At 71.7% G+C, this 15292-nt stretch carries 17 protein-coding genes; 5 read left to right on the forward strand and 12 right to left on the reverse strand.

The annotated features are described in order from the left end of the window. Positions 1–7: 7 nt before the first annotated feature. The 4 genes from ACFW9O_RS14850 to rsmI all read right to left on the reverse strand — a co-directional run bounded on the left by ACFW9O_RS14850 (position 8) and on the right by rsmI (position 3029). Entirely contained in the window at positions 8–565 is a 558-nt protein-coding gene (locus tag ACFW9O_RS14850) for a ubiquitin-like domain-containing protein (protein ID WP_384609187.1), read from the reverse strand. A 118-nt stretch (positions 566–683) separates the two neighbouring features. Beyond that, positions 684–1550 (reverse strand): TatD family hydrolase, encoded by an 867-nt coding sequence (locus ACFW9O_RS14855; RefSeq protein WP_384609189.1) that lies wholly within the window; start codon positions 1548–1550, stop codon positions 684–686. Between the two features lie 32 nt (positions 1551–1582). Further along, the gene (locus ACFW9O_RS14860) at positions 1583–1960 is read right to left on the reverse strand and encodes a hypothetical protein (protein WP_384609191.1); all 378 of its coding nucleotides are present in this window, start codon (positions 1958–1960) and stop codon (positions 1583–1585) included. Between the two features lie 172 nt (positions 1961–2132). Beyond that, a complete protein-coding gene (rsmI, locus tag ACFW9O_RS14865; protein WP_384609194.1) occupies positions 2133–3029 on the reverse strand; it encodes a 16S rRNA (cytidine(1402)-2'-O)-methyltransferase in 897 nt (298 codons plus the stop codon). 53 nt (positions 3030–3082) lie between these two features. On the opposite strand from rsmI, the gene ACFW9O_RS14870 reads away from it, so the two are divergent. Then, positions 3083–4849 carry a dolichyl-phosphate-mannose--protein mannosyltransferase gene (locus ACFW9O_RS14870; RefSeq protein WP_384609197.1) on the forward strand — a complete coding sequence of 589 codons (1767 nt, stop codon included), beginning with the start codon at positions 3083–3085 and terminating at the stop codon, positions 4847–4849. A gap of 85 nt (positions 4850–4934) precedes the next feature. Here the strand turns inward: ACFW9O_RS14870 and ACFW9O_RS14875 are convergent, their stop codons facing one another. Then, complete coding sequence (locus ACFW9O_RS14875; RefSeq protein WP_351168885.1) at positions 4935–5150, reverse strand: DUF6243 family protein; 216 nt, start codon at positions 5148–5150, stop codon at positions 4935–4937. 460 nt (positions 5151–5610) lie between these two features. Here ACFW9O_RS14875 and ACFW9O_RS14880 point away from each other — a divergent pair, with 460 nt between their 5' ends. From ACFW9O_RS14880 to ACFW9O_RS14890, 3 genes are all read left to right on the forward strand, one after another. After that, positions 5611–7245: a penicillin-binding transpeptidase domain-containing protein gene (locus ACFW9O_RS14880; protein ID WP_384609200.1), complete on the forward strand. Its 1635-nt coding sequence runs from the start codon at positions 5611–5613 to the stop codon at positions 7243–7245. A gap of 93 nt (positions 7246–7338) precedes the next feature. Further along, the gene (locus ACFW9O_RS14885; RefSeq protein ID WP_351168888.1) at positions 7339–7848 is read left to right on the forward strand and encodes a YbaK/EbsC family protein; all 510 of its coding nucleotides are present in this window, start codon (positions 7339–7341) and stop codon (positions 7846–7848) included. After that, the gene (locus tag ACFW9O_RS14890) at positions 7845–8696 is read left to right on the forward strand and encodes an EamA family transporter (protein WP_384609203.1); all 852 of its coding nucleotides are present in this window, start codon (positions 7845–7847) and stop codon (positions 8694–8696) included. The genes ACFW9O_RS14885 and ACFW9O_RS14890 overlap by 4 nt, the downstream gene beginning before the upstream one ends. Positions 8697–8730: 34 nt before the next feature. Here the strand turns inward: ACFW9O_RS14890 and ACFW9O_RS14895 are convergent, their stop codons facing one another. From ACFW9O_RS14895 to ACFW9O_RS14925, 7 genes are all read right to left on the reverse strand, one after another. Next, positions 8731–9327, reverse strand: coding sequence for a hypothetical protein (locus ACFW9O_RS14895; RefSeq protein ID WP_384609635.1), 597 nt, complete (start codon positions 9325–9327; stop codon positions 8731–8733). A gap of 51 nt (positions 9328–9378) precedes the next feature. Continuing rightward, positions 9379–9873, reverse strand: a complete 495-nt coding sequence (locus ACFW9O_RS14900; protein WP_384609206.1) for a GNAT family N-acetyltransferase — start codon at positions 9871–9873, stop codon at positions 9379–9381. A gap of 33 nt (positions 9874–9906) precedes the next feature. Then, on the reverse strand, positions 9907–10740 hold the full coding sequence (locus tag ACFW9O_RS14905; protein ID WP_384609209.1) for an SDR family NAD(P)-dependent oxidoreductase: 834 nt from the start codon (positions 10738–10740) through the stop codon (positions 9907–9909). Beyond that, positions 10737–11900 carry a serine hydrolase domain-containing protein gene (locus ACFW9O_RS14910; protein WP_384609638.1) on the reverse strand — a complete coding sequence of 388 codons (1164 nt, stop codon included), beginning with the start codon at positions 11898–11900 and terminating at the stop codon, positions 10737–10739. The genes ACFW9O_RS14905 and ACFW9O_RS14910 overlap by 4 nt, the downstream gene beginning before the upstream one ends. Positions 11901–11977: 77 nt before the next feature. Beyond that, positions 11978–12745, reverse strand: coding sequence for an energy-coupling factor ABC transporter ATP-binding protein (locus ACFW9O_RS14915; protein ID WP_384609212.1), 768 nt, complete (start codon positions 12743–12745; stop codon positions 11978–11980). Beyond that, a complete protein-coding gene (gene cbiQ / locus ACFW9O_RS14920; protein ID WP_384609215.1) occupies positions 12742–13503 on the reverse strand; it encodes a cobalt ECF transporter T component CbiQ in 762 nt (253 codons plus the stop codon). The genes ACFW9O_RS14915 and cbiQ overlap by 4 nt, the downstream gene beginning before the upstream one ends. Position 13504: 1 nt before the next feature. Next, positions 13505–14596 (reverse strand): energy-coupling factor ABC transporter permease, encoded by a 1092-nt coding sequence (locus ACFW9O_RS14925; RefSeq protein ID WP_384609218.1) that lies wholly within the window; start codon positions 14594–14596, stop codon positions 13505–13507. A gap of 181 nt (positions 14597–14777) precedes the next feature. Here ACFW9O_RS14925 and ACFW9O_RS14930 point away from each other — a divergent pair, with 181 nt between their 5' ends. Further along, the gene (locus tag ACFW9O_RS14930; protein ID WP_384609221.1) at positions 14778–15194 is read left to right on the forward strand and encodes an SsgA family sporulation/cell division regulator; all 417 of its coding nucleotides are present in this window, start codon (positions 14778–14780) and stop codon (positions 15192–15194) included. Positions 15195–15292 lie beyond the last annotated feature (98 nt).

Genomic DNA, 15292 nt, shown 5'->3' on the forward strand with positions numbered 1-15292 from the left:
GTTAAGCCTACGGCCGCCGCGGGGGCCGGGGCCCGCCCCCCGCTGCCGGCCGGGTCTCGCGGTGGACGACGACCTCGTCGCCGTCGGCGAGCCCGGTGCCGGGGGCCGGTGCGACGAGGTCGCGGGCGCCGACGGTGACGCCCCGGTCGTCGAGGAGTTCACCGACGTCGTCCGCGAAGGTGTGCACGGTGCGCGGCCGGCCGTCGACGCTGAGCTCGACGGCCTTGTCCTGGGCGAGGAACGCCGAGGTGCCGCCCGCCAGGACGGCGACGACCAGGGCCTGCGTGAGAAGCCCCTGGAGGCTCTCGGGGGCGCTCCGGTGCCTGGCGGCCGCCGCGCGTCGGGCGGCGGCCCTGCGCCCGGTCGGCAGGTCCGGGGCCTTCGCCTGCCGGGGCACCAGGGGCGTGTCGAGCACCGTCGGGTCGTGCACGGGCAGGACGCCGGGCCACGACCCGGCGACGATCGTCCGCTCCTCGTGGAGGGAGCGCGGCGCTGCCGGAGCCGGGACCTCCTTCGTCCGACGACCGGCGCGTGGTGCGCGATGACTGCCCTGCGAATGGCCCACGACGCTCCAGGGGTTCCGGCCGGCCGACCCGTTGCGCGGGGGACGATAGCGGAGCTTCCGTCACTTTCCACAGTTGTATGACTGCGGAGCGTGGCGGAGCGAGGCGCCTGGGGTCGCCTCAGAAATCGAACGCGCGCGCCGTGTTGTCGTAGACCGCGGCGGCCAGGGCGTCCTCGTCCGTCCCCCGGACCTCGGCCATCGCACGGAGCGTCACCGGAATGAGGTAGGGCGCGTTGGGCCTTCCGCGGTACGGGGCGGGGGTGAGGAAGGGGGCGTCCGTCTCGACGAGGACGAGCTCCGTGGGAGCGACGGCCAGCGCGTCGCGCAGCGGCTGGGCGTTCTTGAAGGTGACGTTGCCCGCGAAGGACATGAAGTACCCGGCCGCCGCGCAGATCCGGGCCATGTCGGCGTCACCGGAGTAGCAGTGGAAGACGGTCCGCTCCGGTGCGCCCGCGTCGGCGAGGATGCGCAGCACGTCCGCGTGCGCGTCGCGGTCGTGGATGACGAGGGCCTTGCCGTGCCGCTTGGCGATCTCGATGTGGGCCCGGAAGGACTCCTCCTGGGCGGCCATGCCCTCGGGGCCCGTACGGAAGTAATCGAGCCCGGTCTCGCCGACGCCGCGTACGTGGTCGAGGGCGGCCAGTGCGTCGATCTCGGCGAGCGCCTCGTCCAGCGCCGCCTTCCCGCCCGGCTCCCGGACGCCCTGCCGCGCCGAGCCGTCCGGGTCCCCGTGCACGATGCGCGGCGCCTCGTTGGGGTGCAGGGCGACGGAGGCGTGCACGGAGGCGTGGGCCGCCGCGGTCTCGGCGGCCCAGCGCGAGCCCTTCACGTCGCAGCCGACCTGGACGACCGCGGTCACGTTGACCGCCGCGGCCCGGGCCAGGCCCTCCTCGACGGTTCCGTCCTGCATGTCCAGGTGGGTGTGCGAATCGGCGACAGGAACCCGGAGGGGTTCGGGCAGCGGCGGGGCGTCCGTACGGCTCATGCCCACGACTCTACGAGGGCATGAGCTCCGCCTCACCGCCGGTGGAAGGGATGCAGCAGATCGGACAGCTGCCAGTGGTGCGTCGCGGAGCCCGATGCCAGGACGGCCGCGGGTTCGGCCGCCGTCTCCACGGCCTCCTTGGGGCGCTTGGCCTTCTGCTGCAGCAGCTGCTGCACGGTGGAGACCCGGCCGGACCTCATGATCCGGACCACATGGCCGCCGCAGTTCGTGCACGTGGGAGTGGACAGCGGAGAGGGCACGCGCTCCCCGTCCGCCTTGTACACCACGAACGCGTTGCCTGAGGCGTCCACATGGTGCTCTATCTCGTAGGCCTGCTCCCAGCCGTATCCACACCTCATGCAGGCGAACGCGTACGCCTCGTGCACGGTGGTTGCTGCGATGTCGCTCATGCCTGCTCCTCTTGTCCGCCGGACAAGCACTCCGGACAAGCACTCCGGGTGGTGCGTTCCACCCTCCAGTGGACGCCTTTCCCGGCGGCAACGCACCAGGTCTGCCGAGTGTTGGAACGCTCTTGGCCCATCCATGGACTGGGGGCCGAGTACGCGGCTCGGGCTTTACATTTCAGGTTAGTCCTTTGCCCTGCGCGTGGCCGGTCCTGGCCGCGTTCTTTGCCGCGACGACCGCATCGAAGACCTCGCGCTTGGGCAGGCCGACATCGGCGGCGACGGCCGCGATGGCCTCCTTGCGGCGCTCCCCCGCCTCCTCGCGCACCTGCACCCTGCGCACCAGCTCGTCGGCGTCCAGCCCCTCGTTCCCGGTGTCGGTGGCGCCCTCGACCACGACGGTGATCTCGCCGCGCACGCCTTCGGCCGCCCACTGCGCCAGCTCGCCGAGGGGCCCGCGCTTCACTTCCTCGTACGTCTTGGTCAGCTCACGGCACACGGCGGCCCTGCGGTCCTCGCCGAACACCTCGGCCATCGCGGCCAGGGTGTCGTCCAGCCGGTGCGGTGCCTCGAAGAAGACCATCGTGCGGCGCTCCCCGGCGACTTCGCGCAGCTTCCCCAGCCGTTCGCCCGCCTTCCGGGGCAGGAAGCCCTCGAAGCAGAACCGGTCGACCGGCAGGCCGGACAGCGCAAGCGCGGTCAGCACCGCGGACGGCCCCGGTACCGCGGTGACCTTGATGTCCTTCTCCACGGCCGCGGCGACGAGCCGGTACCCGGGGTCGGAGACGGACGGCATTCCGGCGTCGGTGACCAGCAGGACACGCGCGCCGTTCACCAGTGCCTCGACGAGTTCCGGCGTACGCGCCGACTCGTTGCCCTCGAAGTAGGAGACGACACGCCCCGTCGTATGGATGCCGAGCGCCTGGGTGAGCCGGCGCAGCCTCCGGGTGTCCTCGGCGGCCACGACATCGGCCGTCTCCAGTTCGGCGGCGAGGCGTGGCGGGGCGTCCGCCACGTCGCCGATGGGGGTCCCTGCGAGCACGAGCGTTCCAGTCGTTCCAGTCACATCGGCCATCCTCCCAGCACGGGCGCCACCACTCGCACAGATGCGTTCCCTACGATGGCGCGGTGACGAGTACTGCGCCCGAAGCCCAGCAGGGCCACGACGCCGGGAACGACGCCGGCGACCAGCCGCATTCCTGGCAGCAGCGGCTGCGCCGCTTCGGCCATTCCCCGCAGCCGGGAACGGGGCTGCGCGAGCGGCTGATTCCGCCGTACACCCGCCCGGGAGGCCAGTTCTGGGAAGTGCTCGCCGTGCCTCCGACCCTGGCGGGCCACCTGGTCCGCTGGTCCGCCTGGGGCGGGCCGCTCCTGGTGGCGCTGGTCGCCGGGGTGCTGCGGTTCTGGAACCTGGGCAGCCCCAAGGCGGTGATATTCGACGAGACGTACTACGCCAAGGACGCCTGGGCGCTCGTCAACCAGGGGTACGAGGGCGCCTGGCCCAAGGACGTCGACAAGCTGATCCTCAAGGACCCGTCCTCGGTGGACATCCCGGTCGACCCCGGCTACGTCGTGCATCCGCCGGTCGGAAAGTGGATCATCGGTTTCGGCGAGCAGATCTTCGGGTTCACCCCGTTCGGCTGGCGGTTCATGGTGGCGCTGCTCGGCACCGTCTCGGTGCTGATGCTGTGCCGGATCGGCCGGCGGCTCTTCCGCTCGACGTTCCTGGGCTGTCTCGCGGGCGCGCTGCTGGCCGTGGACGGGCTGCACTTCGTGATGAGCCGCACGGCACTGCTCGACCTCGTCCTCATGTTCTTCGTGCTCGCGGCGTTCGGCTGCTTCCTCATCGACCGTGACTGGGCCCGCCGCAGGCTGGCCGCCGCGCTGCCGGTCGACGAGGACGGCGTGCTGCGCCCGGACGCCCATGTCGCCGAAACGCTCCGCCTCGGCTGGCGCCCGTGGCGGATCACCGCGGGCGTGATGCTCGGCCTGGCCTTCGCCACGAAGTGGAACGGGCTGTACATCCTCGCCGCGTTCGGTGTGATGGCGGTGCTGTGGGACGTGGGCGCGCGGCGCACGGCGGGTGCGCAGCAGCCGTACCGGGCCGTGGTCCTGCGGGACCTGCTGCCCGCGTTCGTCTCGACGGTTCCGGTCGCGATCGGCACGTACCTCGTCTCGTGGACCGGCTGGATCGTCACGGGCAAGGGCTACTACCGCAACTGGGCGGCCACCGAGGGCAAGGGCGGCAGCTGGACCTGGCTGCCGGACTGGCTGCGCAGCCTGTGGCACTACGAGAACCAGGTGTACGAGTTCCATGTCGGCCTGACCTCCGGCCACACGTACCAGTCCAACCCGTGGAGCTGGATCGTGCTGGGCCGCCCCGTCTCGTACTTCTACGAGGAGAAGACGGGCTGCGTCACGTCGGAGACCGGCAAGTGCGCCCGCGAGGTGCTGGCGATCGGCACCCCGCTGCTGTGGTGGGCGGGGTGCGTGGCGCTGCTGTACGTGCTGTGGCGCTGGTTCTTCCGCCGCGACTGGCGCGCGGGCGCGATCGCGTGCGGTGTGGCGGCGGGCTGGGTGCCCTGGTTCTTCTACCAGGAGCGGACGATCTTCCTCTTCTACGCGGTCGTGTTCGTGCCGTTCCTGTGCCTCGCGGTGACGATGCTGGTCGGCGCCCTGCTGGGCCCGGCGGCCGGTACCGGGACCAAGTACGAACTGGGACTGAGCACCGGTGATCCCACCGGCGAGCGCAGACGGACACTGGGAGCGATCGCGGCGGGCGTGCTGGTGCTGCTGATCGTCTGGAACTTCGTCTATTTCTGGCCGCTCTACACGGGGACATCGCTTCCGGAGAACTCCTGGCGTGACCGGATGTGGCTGGACAGCTGGGTGTAGCAGGGGAAACACGGCAGCAGGGCCCGGACCGCGCGTCGCGGTCCGGGCCCTGCCCCGTGCGGTGCCGCCCTGCGGCGGCGGTGCGTCAGCTCTGTGCGGTGTCGTCGTCCGTCTGTCCCGAGCCCTCGGCCGCGGCTGCCTTCTCGCGCATCTTGCGCACCAGCTCGGCCTTCTGCTCGGCCGCACCCTGGCGGTCGAGGTTGCGGTGCGGACCGTTGTTCTGCCGTTCGGCGCGGGACAGCCTCTTGCGCTTGCCGCCGCCCATGCCCACGGGGTTGTTGATGTTCTTGCTCACGGTCATGGGTTCTCCCGGTCATGATGTGGAGTGATCTACGGATTCTTCGGTGGGGGACGGGCGGCGACGTCGAAGGACGTCAGCAGAGGCCCATCACGCTCTCACTCGTAAATCGGCGTCTGGAAGAACATGCCAAAGACGTTACCCGGTTCCGCCGACACCGCACACCATCCGCTTCGCCGCCCGCCGGCAGCACCACATCCTCCTCAGGAACGTGAGCCCGCGAACCGCGAGACGTACGTCTGTTTCCGGCCTCTCTCCGCGGGGACCTCGCTCCCGGGGAAACTCCTGGCGGGAACGCATGCAGCTGGACGGTTGGGTACGACGGCGCGGGAGAGCGCTCTCGCCCCAGACCGTCGCGGTCCGATAACAACCTCCTCAGCCGTCACACCTGTCCCGTACAGTGCCGAGGACATCCCCCCTTGAACACGTTCAAGGGGGACTCCTGGGGAGGGGGACTGCACAGATGCGCAGTGGAGCGAAAGTCGCCGTTGTGGGCGGGGTGTTCGTGCTGGTGGCCGGAGGACTCGGCTACGGCGTGTACAGCGTGGTGCTGGGCGGCGGTGAGGACGGGGGTACGGAGTCCGCGTCCGCGTCCTCCGAAGTGAGGACGGGACCGCCCAGCAAGTCCGAGATCGAGGAGACCGCGAAGGGGTTCCTCAAGGCATGGGCGTCCGGCGACGGGACGGCTGCCGCCCTGCTCACCAACAACAAGGACATCGCCGAGCCACTGCTGACCGGCTACGGCGAAGAGGCCCACGTCACCAAGGCGGTGATCACCCCGGGCCCGGCCGTCGGCACGAAGGTCCCGTACACGGTGAAGGCCACGGTGTCGTACGAGGGGAAGACCAAGCCCTGGTCGTACGCCTCCGAGCTGACCGTCGTACGCGGGCTGACCACGGGCAAGGCCCTCGTCGACTGGCAGCCCACGGTGATCCACCCCCAGCTGACCGAGGGGGCCTCGCTGAAGACCGGCGAGTCCTCGACGGCCGCGATCGAAGCCCTGGACCACGACGGCAAGGTGCTCGACAAGGAGAAGTACCCGTCGCTCGGGCCGATCCTGGACAGCCTGCGCGAGAAGTACGGCGACAGCACCGGCGGTTCTCCGGGCATCGAGACCTGGATCGAGCCCGCGGACGCGCAGCTCCCCGACACGACGCTGCTGACCCTCGCCAAGGGGAAGCCCGGCAGGCTACAGACGACACTCGACGCGGGCGCCCAGGCGGCCGCGGAGAAGGCGGTCAAGCAGTTCAGCGGGGCGTCGGTGGTCGCCGTGAAGCCGTCCACCGGGTCGATCCGCGCGGTGGCCAACAACCCGGCGACCGGCTTCAACGCGGCGATGCAGGGCAAGCAGGCACCCGGTTCCACGATGAAGATCGTGACGGCCGCGATGCTGATCGAGAAGGGGCTCGTCTCGGCGAACAGCCCGGTCGAGTGCCCGAAGGAGGCGACCTGGCAGAGCCGGACGTTCCACAACCTCAAGTACTTCGAGCTCCCGCCCACCGACACGTTCACCACCAGCTTCGCCCGTTCGTGCAACACGGCCTTCATCAAACTGATCGACGACACCAAGGACGACGCCGCACTCGCCAAGGAGGCCCGGGACGTCTTCGGGATCGGCCTCGACTGGAAGACCGGCATCACGTCCGTCGACGGAAGCGTCCCCGAGGAGACCGGCGGTGCGGCTGCCGAGCAGTACATCGGCCAGGGCACCGTCCAGATGAACGCGCTCAACATGGCGTCCATCACCGCCACCGCCCGTACCGGAACGTTCCGCCAGCCCGTCATCGTGCCGCGCGACCTGGACGACCGTCAGCTCGCCGCGGCCTCCCGCTCGCTGTCGCAGAACGTCACCCGCCAGCTGAACGACTTGATGCGGGCCACCGCCTCCTGGGGCACCGGCAAGAACGCCATGTCCTCGGTCGGCGGCGACAAGGGAGCCAAGACGGGCTCCGCCGAGGTCGACGGACAGGGCACGTCCAACAGTTGGTTCACCGGCTTCAGCAACGACCTGGCGGCCGCCGCGGTCGTCCAGTCCGGTGGTCACGGAGGCGACGCGGCCGGCCCGGTGGTGGCAGCGGTCCTGCGGGCCGGTTCCTGACCGGGGCCGCGGACGTGGTGCCGTCCCCGCCGCGGCGGGGACGGACCGGAACTGCCTGGTGCGGGAGCCGGGCCGTTCAGTAGCGTGCCGGGCATGAGCACATCCGACATGACCCCCACCGCCACCTCGTCCGACGCCCACCCCCGGTTCGCCGAGGCCCTGCGTGAGCTGGGTCTCGACGTGGAGGTACGCCGCTTCCCCGACGCCACCCGCACGGCGGTCGAGGCCGCCGCGGCGATCGGCTGCGAACTCAGCCAGATCGTCAAGTCGCTGATCTTCGAGGCGGACGGCGCCCCGGTCCTCGTCCTGATGGACGGCTCGTCCCGGGTGGACGTCGAGCGCGTACGGAGCGAGCTGGGCGCCGGAAAGGTCAAGCGGGCCGGGGCCGACCTGGTCCGGGAGACCACGGGGTACGCGATCGGCGGCGTACCGCCCTTCGGCCACGTGACGAGGACCCGGGTACTGGCCGACCGCGGCCTGCTCGACCACGCGGTGGTGTGGGCCGCGGCGGGCACCCCGCACACCGTCTTCCCGCTCGACCCGAAGAGCGTGATCGAGTTCGCGGGCGGCACGCTGGTGGACGTGCGCGAGCGGACCGCGTGACCCCGCTGGTGGCGGCGGCCGTCCTGGCCGCCGCGATCACCCACGCCAGCTGGAACGCGATCGCCCACGCGATACGCGACCAGCTCCTGTCCTTCACCCTGATCTCCGGCGGCGGGGCTGTGATCGGGGCCCTCCTGGCCTGCTTCGTACCGTTCCCGGCAGCCGGTGCCTGGCCGTACCTGTTCCTCTCCGCGGGCCTGCACGTGGCGTACATGGTGCTGCTGATGCGGTCGTTCACGCTGGGCGACTTCGGCCAGATGTATCCGATCGCCCGGGGCACGGCCCCCCTGGTCGTGACGGTCCTGGCCGCCCTCCTCCTCGGCGAGCGCCCGGACGCCTGGGCGACCGCGGGCGTCGCGGTGGCCTCCGCGGGGCTCGTCGGGCTGGCCCTGTGGGGAATCCGCGGTTCCGGCACGCGGCCGCACGGGCCCGCGATCCTGGCGGCCCTCGCGACGGGTCTGGCGATCGCCGGGTACACGACGGTCGACGGGGTCGGGGTGCGCGCCTCGGGAACGCCGCTCGGCTACATCGCCTGGCTGATGATCGTGCAGGGTGTGGCGATCCCTGCGTACACGTACGGGCGCCGGCGCGGTGAACTGGCCGCCCAGCTCTCCCCGTTCATGGCGCGCGGTCTGGTGGGCGCGAGTCTGTCGTTCGCCGCGTACGCACTCGTCCTGTGGGCTCAGACGAAGGCCCCCCTTGCCCCGATCGCCGCGCTGCGGGAGTCCTCGATCATCGTGGGAGCCGCGATAGGGACGCTGTTCTTCAAGGAGCGCTTCGGGGCCCCGCGGATCGCGGCCGCCGGGCTGATGGTCGTGGGCATCGGACTGATGCTGCACACGAGTTGAGCCGGGCGGTACCGCGGCAGCGGGCCGGGGCCTCTCAGAACTTCCCCGACTGCTCCTCCGTGCGGTGGCCCAGCTCCCTACGGAACTCCGCGAGGAAGCGCACGCTGAGCGGCGGCCACCCCCAGAAGTCGAACGCGAGCGCGCCGAGGTCGAATCCGGACCCGAAGTCCCACTCGGTGACCGGCGAGGAGACTCCGCAGGCGGAGCAGGGGGCCGTGCCCTCCCCGGTCTCCTTCCATGCCTCGATGCCGTCCCGGAACGGCTGCCAGACCTCGTCGTCCGGTTCGAACTCCTCCGGGTAGTCGATGACCACGGTCCTCGTCCCGCACCGTGGGCAGGTCGCGGACTCCGCGGTGTCCTCGCCCTGTCCGCCGACGTGGTAGTCCCGGCCCACGACGACCGCCACCGGGGCGGGGATCCACGTCGGGTCGGACGCGTCGGCCACGGCCCGCGCCCAGTCGGGTCCGGGGACATGGCCCAGGTCCACGTTCAGGCTGTACATCGCGTCGCCGGACAGCTCACGGGTGATCAGCCCCTGGCCGACCATCCAGTCGACCATCCGCGCGGCGAGCGGCCCGGCCTCCTCGCCGGTCGCCTCCAGATCGACGATCCGCTCGAAGAAGTCACCCATCGACGTCACCCCGTGTCCTCGGCACCGCTTCCTCCAGGGCCGGTCACTCTGTCACACGGGTCCGACAACCGCGTCCCGTGCGGGTAGTTCGACGACCACCTCGTCGTCCTCGACATCGTCCGTCGGCCGGAAACCGAGCGAGGTGTAGAGCGTGGCGGCGGCGGTGTTGCCGGGGGCGTACGAGAGCCGGACGACCTCGCAGCCGTCCTGCTCCGCGAGCCAGGCCGTGAGCGTGCGCATGACCGCGCGCCCGATGCCCCTGCCCTGCTCGGGGCCGTCGATCAGCATGCCGCCGATCCAGTACGAGCCGTCGTCGTCCCGGGCCCACATCACGTGCCCGAGCGCCAGGTCGCCGGCGTGGACGGCCAGTGAGTTCCAGGTGTCCTCGCGCATCGACAGCAGGAGGTACCGGGCCGCCAGCGCGGGGACGTGGTCGCGCTGGCTGTCCAGGGGGGCGACATCGGCGACCGCACGCCAGTTGTCGCTGTCCACCTCGCGCAGGGTGACGCGCCGGCCGGTCCGGTCCGAGAATCCGTGGTCAATCATCGAGGGAGGGTAGGCCGGCGTACACCGCACCGGCTACCGGGTTTTCCCGCCCTGCGACAACGCGTTGCGGAAGCCCGTGTTGACCCCGAGCAGTCCGCCGTCCACCCGCAGCGTCGTCCCCGTGATCCAGGACGCGTCGCGGGAGGCGAGGAAGGCGACGGCGGACGCGATGTCGTCCGGGGCACCGAGCCGGCCGAGCGGGTAGAGGGCGCTCGCCCGCTCCAGTTCGGCGTCGCGGCCCGCCCAGGCCTCCGTACGGATCGTGCCGGGGGCGATGAGGTTGACGCGCACCCCGCGCGGGCCCGCATGGCCGGCGAGGGTGCGGGTCAGACTCGCCAGGCCCGCCTTGGCGGCGCTGTAGGCGTGGCCGCCGAAGTCCTGTTCCCCGTTGACCGAGCCGATGTTGACGATCGCGCCCCGCCCGGAGGCCACCAGGTGCGGCAGCGCGGCGCGGGAGCAGCGGTAGGGGCCGGTCAGCGTGATGTCGAGGGTGTGGTCCCAGGATTCGTCCGCCTCGTCCTCGAAGAGGGGGGCGTCCTCATGGTTGGCGTAGGCGTTGTTGACCAGGACGTCGAGCCGGCCGAAGGCCGCGACCGCGTGGGCGACCGCCGCCTCGACGGCGGCCCGGTCGCCCACGTCGCAGGCCAGGGACTCGGCCGTGCCGCCCCGTTCCCGTATCTCCTTCACGGTGTGCGCGGCCCGGCCGCCGTCGAGGTCGGTGACGAGTACGGCCGCGCCCTCGGCCGCCAGCCGGTGGGCCGTGGCCGCGCCGATGCCCCGGCCTGCGCCCGTGAGGAGTGCGGCGTGTCCGTCGAAGCGTGCGGTGCAGGGAGCGGCCGGGGAAGGAGCGGCGGGAGTGGAAGTCATAGAGCGGAACGTACTGCCCTGACCAGGGCCTGGGCACGGGGGTCGGCGGTGACTCCCTTCTGCAGGCCGTTCGTCACGTAGCCGAGCGCGATGCCCGATTCCGGGTCGGCGAAGCCCAGCGAACCACCGCGGCCGGGGTGTCCGAAGGAGCCGGGGGCCAGGAACGGGGCTGCTGTGCCGTGCAGCATGTACCCGAGGCCGAAACGGGTGTTGACGACCAGGACCCGGTCCGGGCCCTCGGACTCCTCGGTGCGGGCGAGGGTGAGCGTGGCCGGGGCGAACAGCCGGTGGCCGTCCACTTCACCGATCATCGCGGCGTAGCAGCGGGCGAGTCCGCGCGCGGTGGCGACACCGTTGGACGCGGGCAGTTCGGCCGCACGGTAGGCGGGGTCGTTCTCGTCGGGGAAGGGGTCGATGGCTCCGAAGGCACGGCGGGTGAGCGAGGCAGGGTCGCGGTAGGCCTCGACCACGGACCGCTTGGGGCGCATGCGCAGGGCGCCCCCGTTGTGCTCGGTCACGGGCGGCTCCACGGGGCCGATCCGCCCGACCCGGTGCGCCTCGTCCGCCGGGAGGCCGAACCAGAAGTCCAGGCCGAGCGGGCGGGCGATCTCCTCGGCGATCCAGCGGCCGATGGTGCGTCCGGTGGTCCTGCGGACCAGTTCGCCGATGAGCCAGCTGTAGGTCTGGGCGTGGTACCCGTGGTCGGTGCCGGGCTCCCACAGGGGCCGCTGGGCGGCGACGGCCCGGGGGCCGGAGGTCCCGTCGGCGGCCTCCTCGGGGGTCAGCGTCCCGTCGAGTGCGGCGAGTCCTGCGCGGTGGGCGAGGAGATGGCGTACGAGGACGCGTTCCTTGCCGTTCGCCTTGAACTCGGGCCAGTACGTGCCGACCGGGGCGTCCAGGTCCACCTGGCCCCGCTGGTGCAGCAGCAGCGGCACGGCCGCGGCGATGCCCTTCCCGGCCGAGCGGACGACCTGGACGGTGTCGACCGCCCACGGTTCGGTCCCGTCGACATCTCTCGTACCGGCCCACAGATCCACGACCTTGCGCCCGTGACGGTAGACGGCCACGGCCGCTCCCCGTTCCCCGCGCTGTTCGAAGTTACGGACGAAAGCATCCCGTACCGCCTCGAACCCGGGCGTCACCGTGCCCCGTACATCCACGCCTGCTCCCGCGCTCCCGCTCATGCCCCCATGGTGCATCCCGCCGCAGGTCGGACGGCTGGCGGGTCACCCCATGTTCACGTATGCGGAACGGACACGGAACGCGGGTCGAAGCCGAAGGGCAGCTCCAGCCGGTGGCTGCGCATCAGTTCCTCGTCGCAGAGGAGGTCCTGGGTGCGGTTGTCGGCGGCGATCACTCCGTCGCTGAGGATGACGGCCCGCGGGCAGAGTTCGAGGGCGTACGGCAGGTCGTGGGTGACCATCAGCACCGTGACGTCCAGGGAGCGCAGGATGTCCGCGAGTTCGCGGCGGGAGGCCGGGTCGAGGTTGGAGGAGGGCTCGTCCAGGACGAGGATCTCGGGCTGCATCGCGAGGACGGTGGCGACGGCGACCCGGCGGCGCTGGCCGAAGGAGAGGTGGTGCGGGGGACGTGTCGCGAACTCCTCCATGCCGACCTGCTTGAGCGCGGCCGTGACCCGCTCCTCCAACTCGGGACCGCGCAGTCCGGCGGCGGCGGGCCCGAAGGCCACGTCCTCGCGGACGGTCGGCATGAAGAGCTGGTCGTCGGGGTCCTGGAAGACGATGCCGACCCGGCGGCGGATCTCGGCGAGGTGGCGCTTGCCCACGGGCAGCCCGGCGACCCGGACGCTTCCGGCGCCCGCGTCGAGGATGCCGTTGAGGTGCAGGACGAGGGTGGTCTTGCCGGCCCCGTTGGGGCCGAGGAGGGCGACCCGTTCGCCGCGGGCCACGGTCAGGTCGACGCCGAAGAGGGCCTGGTGACCGTCGGGGTAGGCGTAGGCGAGGCCGGTGACCTCGAGGGACGGGGCGGCGGTGTTCGGGCTCATACGGTCCATCCCAGCAGACACACGGCGAGGGCGGTCAGGGGGAGTGCCGAGGCGTACGCCCACTGGGTTCGGGAGGCGGTCACCTCGTCGATGACGGGCATGGTGCCGGTGTAGCCGCGGCTGACCATCGCGAGGTGGACCCGTTCGCCGCGCTCGTAGGACCGGATGAACAGGGCTCCGGCCGTCTTGGCCAGGACACCCCAGTGCCGTATGCCGCTCGCCTCGAATCCGCGGGAGCGGCGGGCGATCGACATCCGCCGCAGCTCGTCGGTGATCACGTCGCCGTACCGGATCATGAAGGAGGCGATCTGGACGAGCATCGGCGGCAGCCTGAGGCGCTGGAGTCCGAGCAGCAGGGAGCGCAGCTCGGTGGTGGAGGCCAGGATCACCGAGGCGGCCACACCGAGGGTGCCCTTGGCGAGGACGTTCCAGGCGCCCCAGAGGCCGGGAACGCTGACGGAGACGCCGAGGAGCTCGGTCTGCTCGCCCGGCACCACGAACGGCATCAGCAGCGCGAACGCCACGAACGGCACCTCGATGGCCAGCCGCTTCAGCAGGAACCCGGCGGAGATCCGGGCCAGGCCGGCGACGACGCCGAGCAGGACCGCGTACAGGGCGAAGGCCCACACGGCCTCGCGCGGGGTGGAGACGACGACCACGACGAAGCACAGGACGGCGGCGAGCTTGCAGTGCGGGGGGAGGCCGTGGACCGGTGAGTGCCCGTGCCGGTAGAGCTTGTGCGCGTGGCCGGCGCCCATGTCAGACGGCCCCGGTGACGGGGGTGGCCGGCGCTTCGGTGGTACGGCGCCGGCGTACCGCCCAGAAGACTCCGGTGCCGACGGCGACGGTGGAACCGACACCGATCACTCCGGCGAGACCGCCGGACATCCGGGCGTCGCCGATGTCCTTGACGCCGTAGTCGGCCAGGGGGGAGCCGGCCGCGTCGTGCTCCTGGACCTTCTCGTCGATTCCCTTGTCGGCGGCGACCTTCTCCAGGCCGTCCGGGTTCGCGGAGGCGTAGAAGGAGACGAAGCCCGCGAGGACGAGGGCGGCGGCCAGGCCGGTGGCCCAGACCTTGCGGGTGGAGCGGGCCGCGACGGCGACGGGGGCGGGAGCCGCGGCCGGGGCGTCGATGAGCTCGCCGCCGACGCGCAGCTTGAGCGGGGCCGCGAGTCCGCGGGCGCCGTACACGAGGTCCGGGCGCACCGCGATGACGGCGCCGACGGTCAGCGCGGTGATCGCGGCCTCGCCGATGCCGATCAGGACGTGGACGCCGACCATCGCGGTCAGGACCTTGCCGAGGGGGACGTCGGTGGTCCCGCCGATCGCGTAGATCAGGGTGAAGGCGGCGGCAGCGGCCGGTACGGAGACCAGAGCGGCCACGAAGGACGCGACGGTCGTCGAGCGGCGCCCGCGGGGCAGCACGTGGGTCAGCCCGCGGAAGAGGCCGTAGGCGACGACCGTGGTGACGACGCCCATCACCGTGATGTTCACGCCGAGCGCGGTGAGACCGCCGTCGGCGAAGAGGATTCCCTGCATCAGCAGGACGACCGCTATGCAGAGCACCCCGGTGTACGGCCCGACGAGGATCGCGGCCAGCGCCCCGCCCAGGAGGTGGCCGCTGGTGCCGGCGGCGACCGGGAAGTTCAGCATCTGCACGGCGAAGATGAAGGCGGCGACCAGTCCGGCCAGCGGGGCGGTGCGCTCGCCACCGCCCCCGGTTCCGTCCGAGAGGGAGGCGCCGCCCAGTTCTCGTCGGGCGCCCCGGAGGCTGACGGCGACCGCGCCTGCGGCGACGACGCCGGCGACGGCGGAGACGGGTGCATTGATGAATCCGTCGGGTACATGCATGGAGTGGCTCCGCTTTCGGGCGTTTTCGCGGGCGGGGTCGGGAACCGCTCAATGATAGTGCCCTGTTGCAAACGGTTCGCAAGAGCGTACGCAACACAACTGCTCACGCCTCCCAAGGTGCCCAATATGGGACATATGGCACATTGGAGAGGAGAGATGCATACACAGGAGGAGCCGGCCCATGTCCCTCGTGATCCAAGAACATGCCAGAGCCCGGCTCATCACCGACGGACCCGACCCACGGCCGGTCCCCGTGGAACTCACCTGCGATGCCGACGCCCCGCAGACCGTCCACGTCCGGCTCCCCGGCGGCGTCGACTGGACGTTCGGCCGCGACCTCCTGGAGAGCGGACTCCGCGCCCCCGTCACACGCGGCGACATACGGGTCTGGCCGTGCGGCCGCGCCCAGCTGGTCCTGGAACTGCACTCCCCCGACGGCGTCGCGGTGTTCCAGTTCGATGTCGCGCCGCTGATCCGCTTCCTGCACCGTACGCACGAGGCCATCGAGCGCCGGGCCCCCGCCCCCGCCCCCGCTCCCGCTCCCGCCGCCCCCGCCGCTCCGGCCCCTGCCCCGGCCGCCTCCGTCACCCGCGCCTGACACCGGGCGGCTGCCGGACCGGGCGGCGCTGCATGACGAAAGCCCCCGTGCCGCGTGCACGGGGGCTTTCTGTCGCCCCGGTCCCCCGTCCCCACAGG

It is taken from the genome of Streptomyces sp. NPDC059499, assembly GCF_042749285.1.
Taxonomy (GTDB): domain Bacteria; phylum Actinomycetota; class Actinomycetes; order Streptomycetales; family Streptomycetaceae; genus Streptomyces.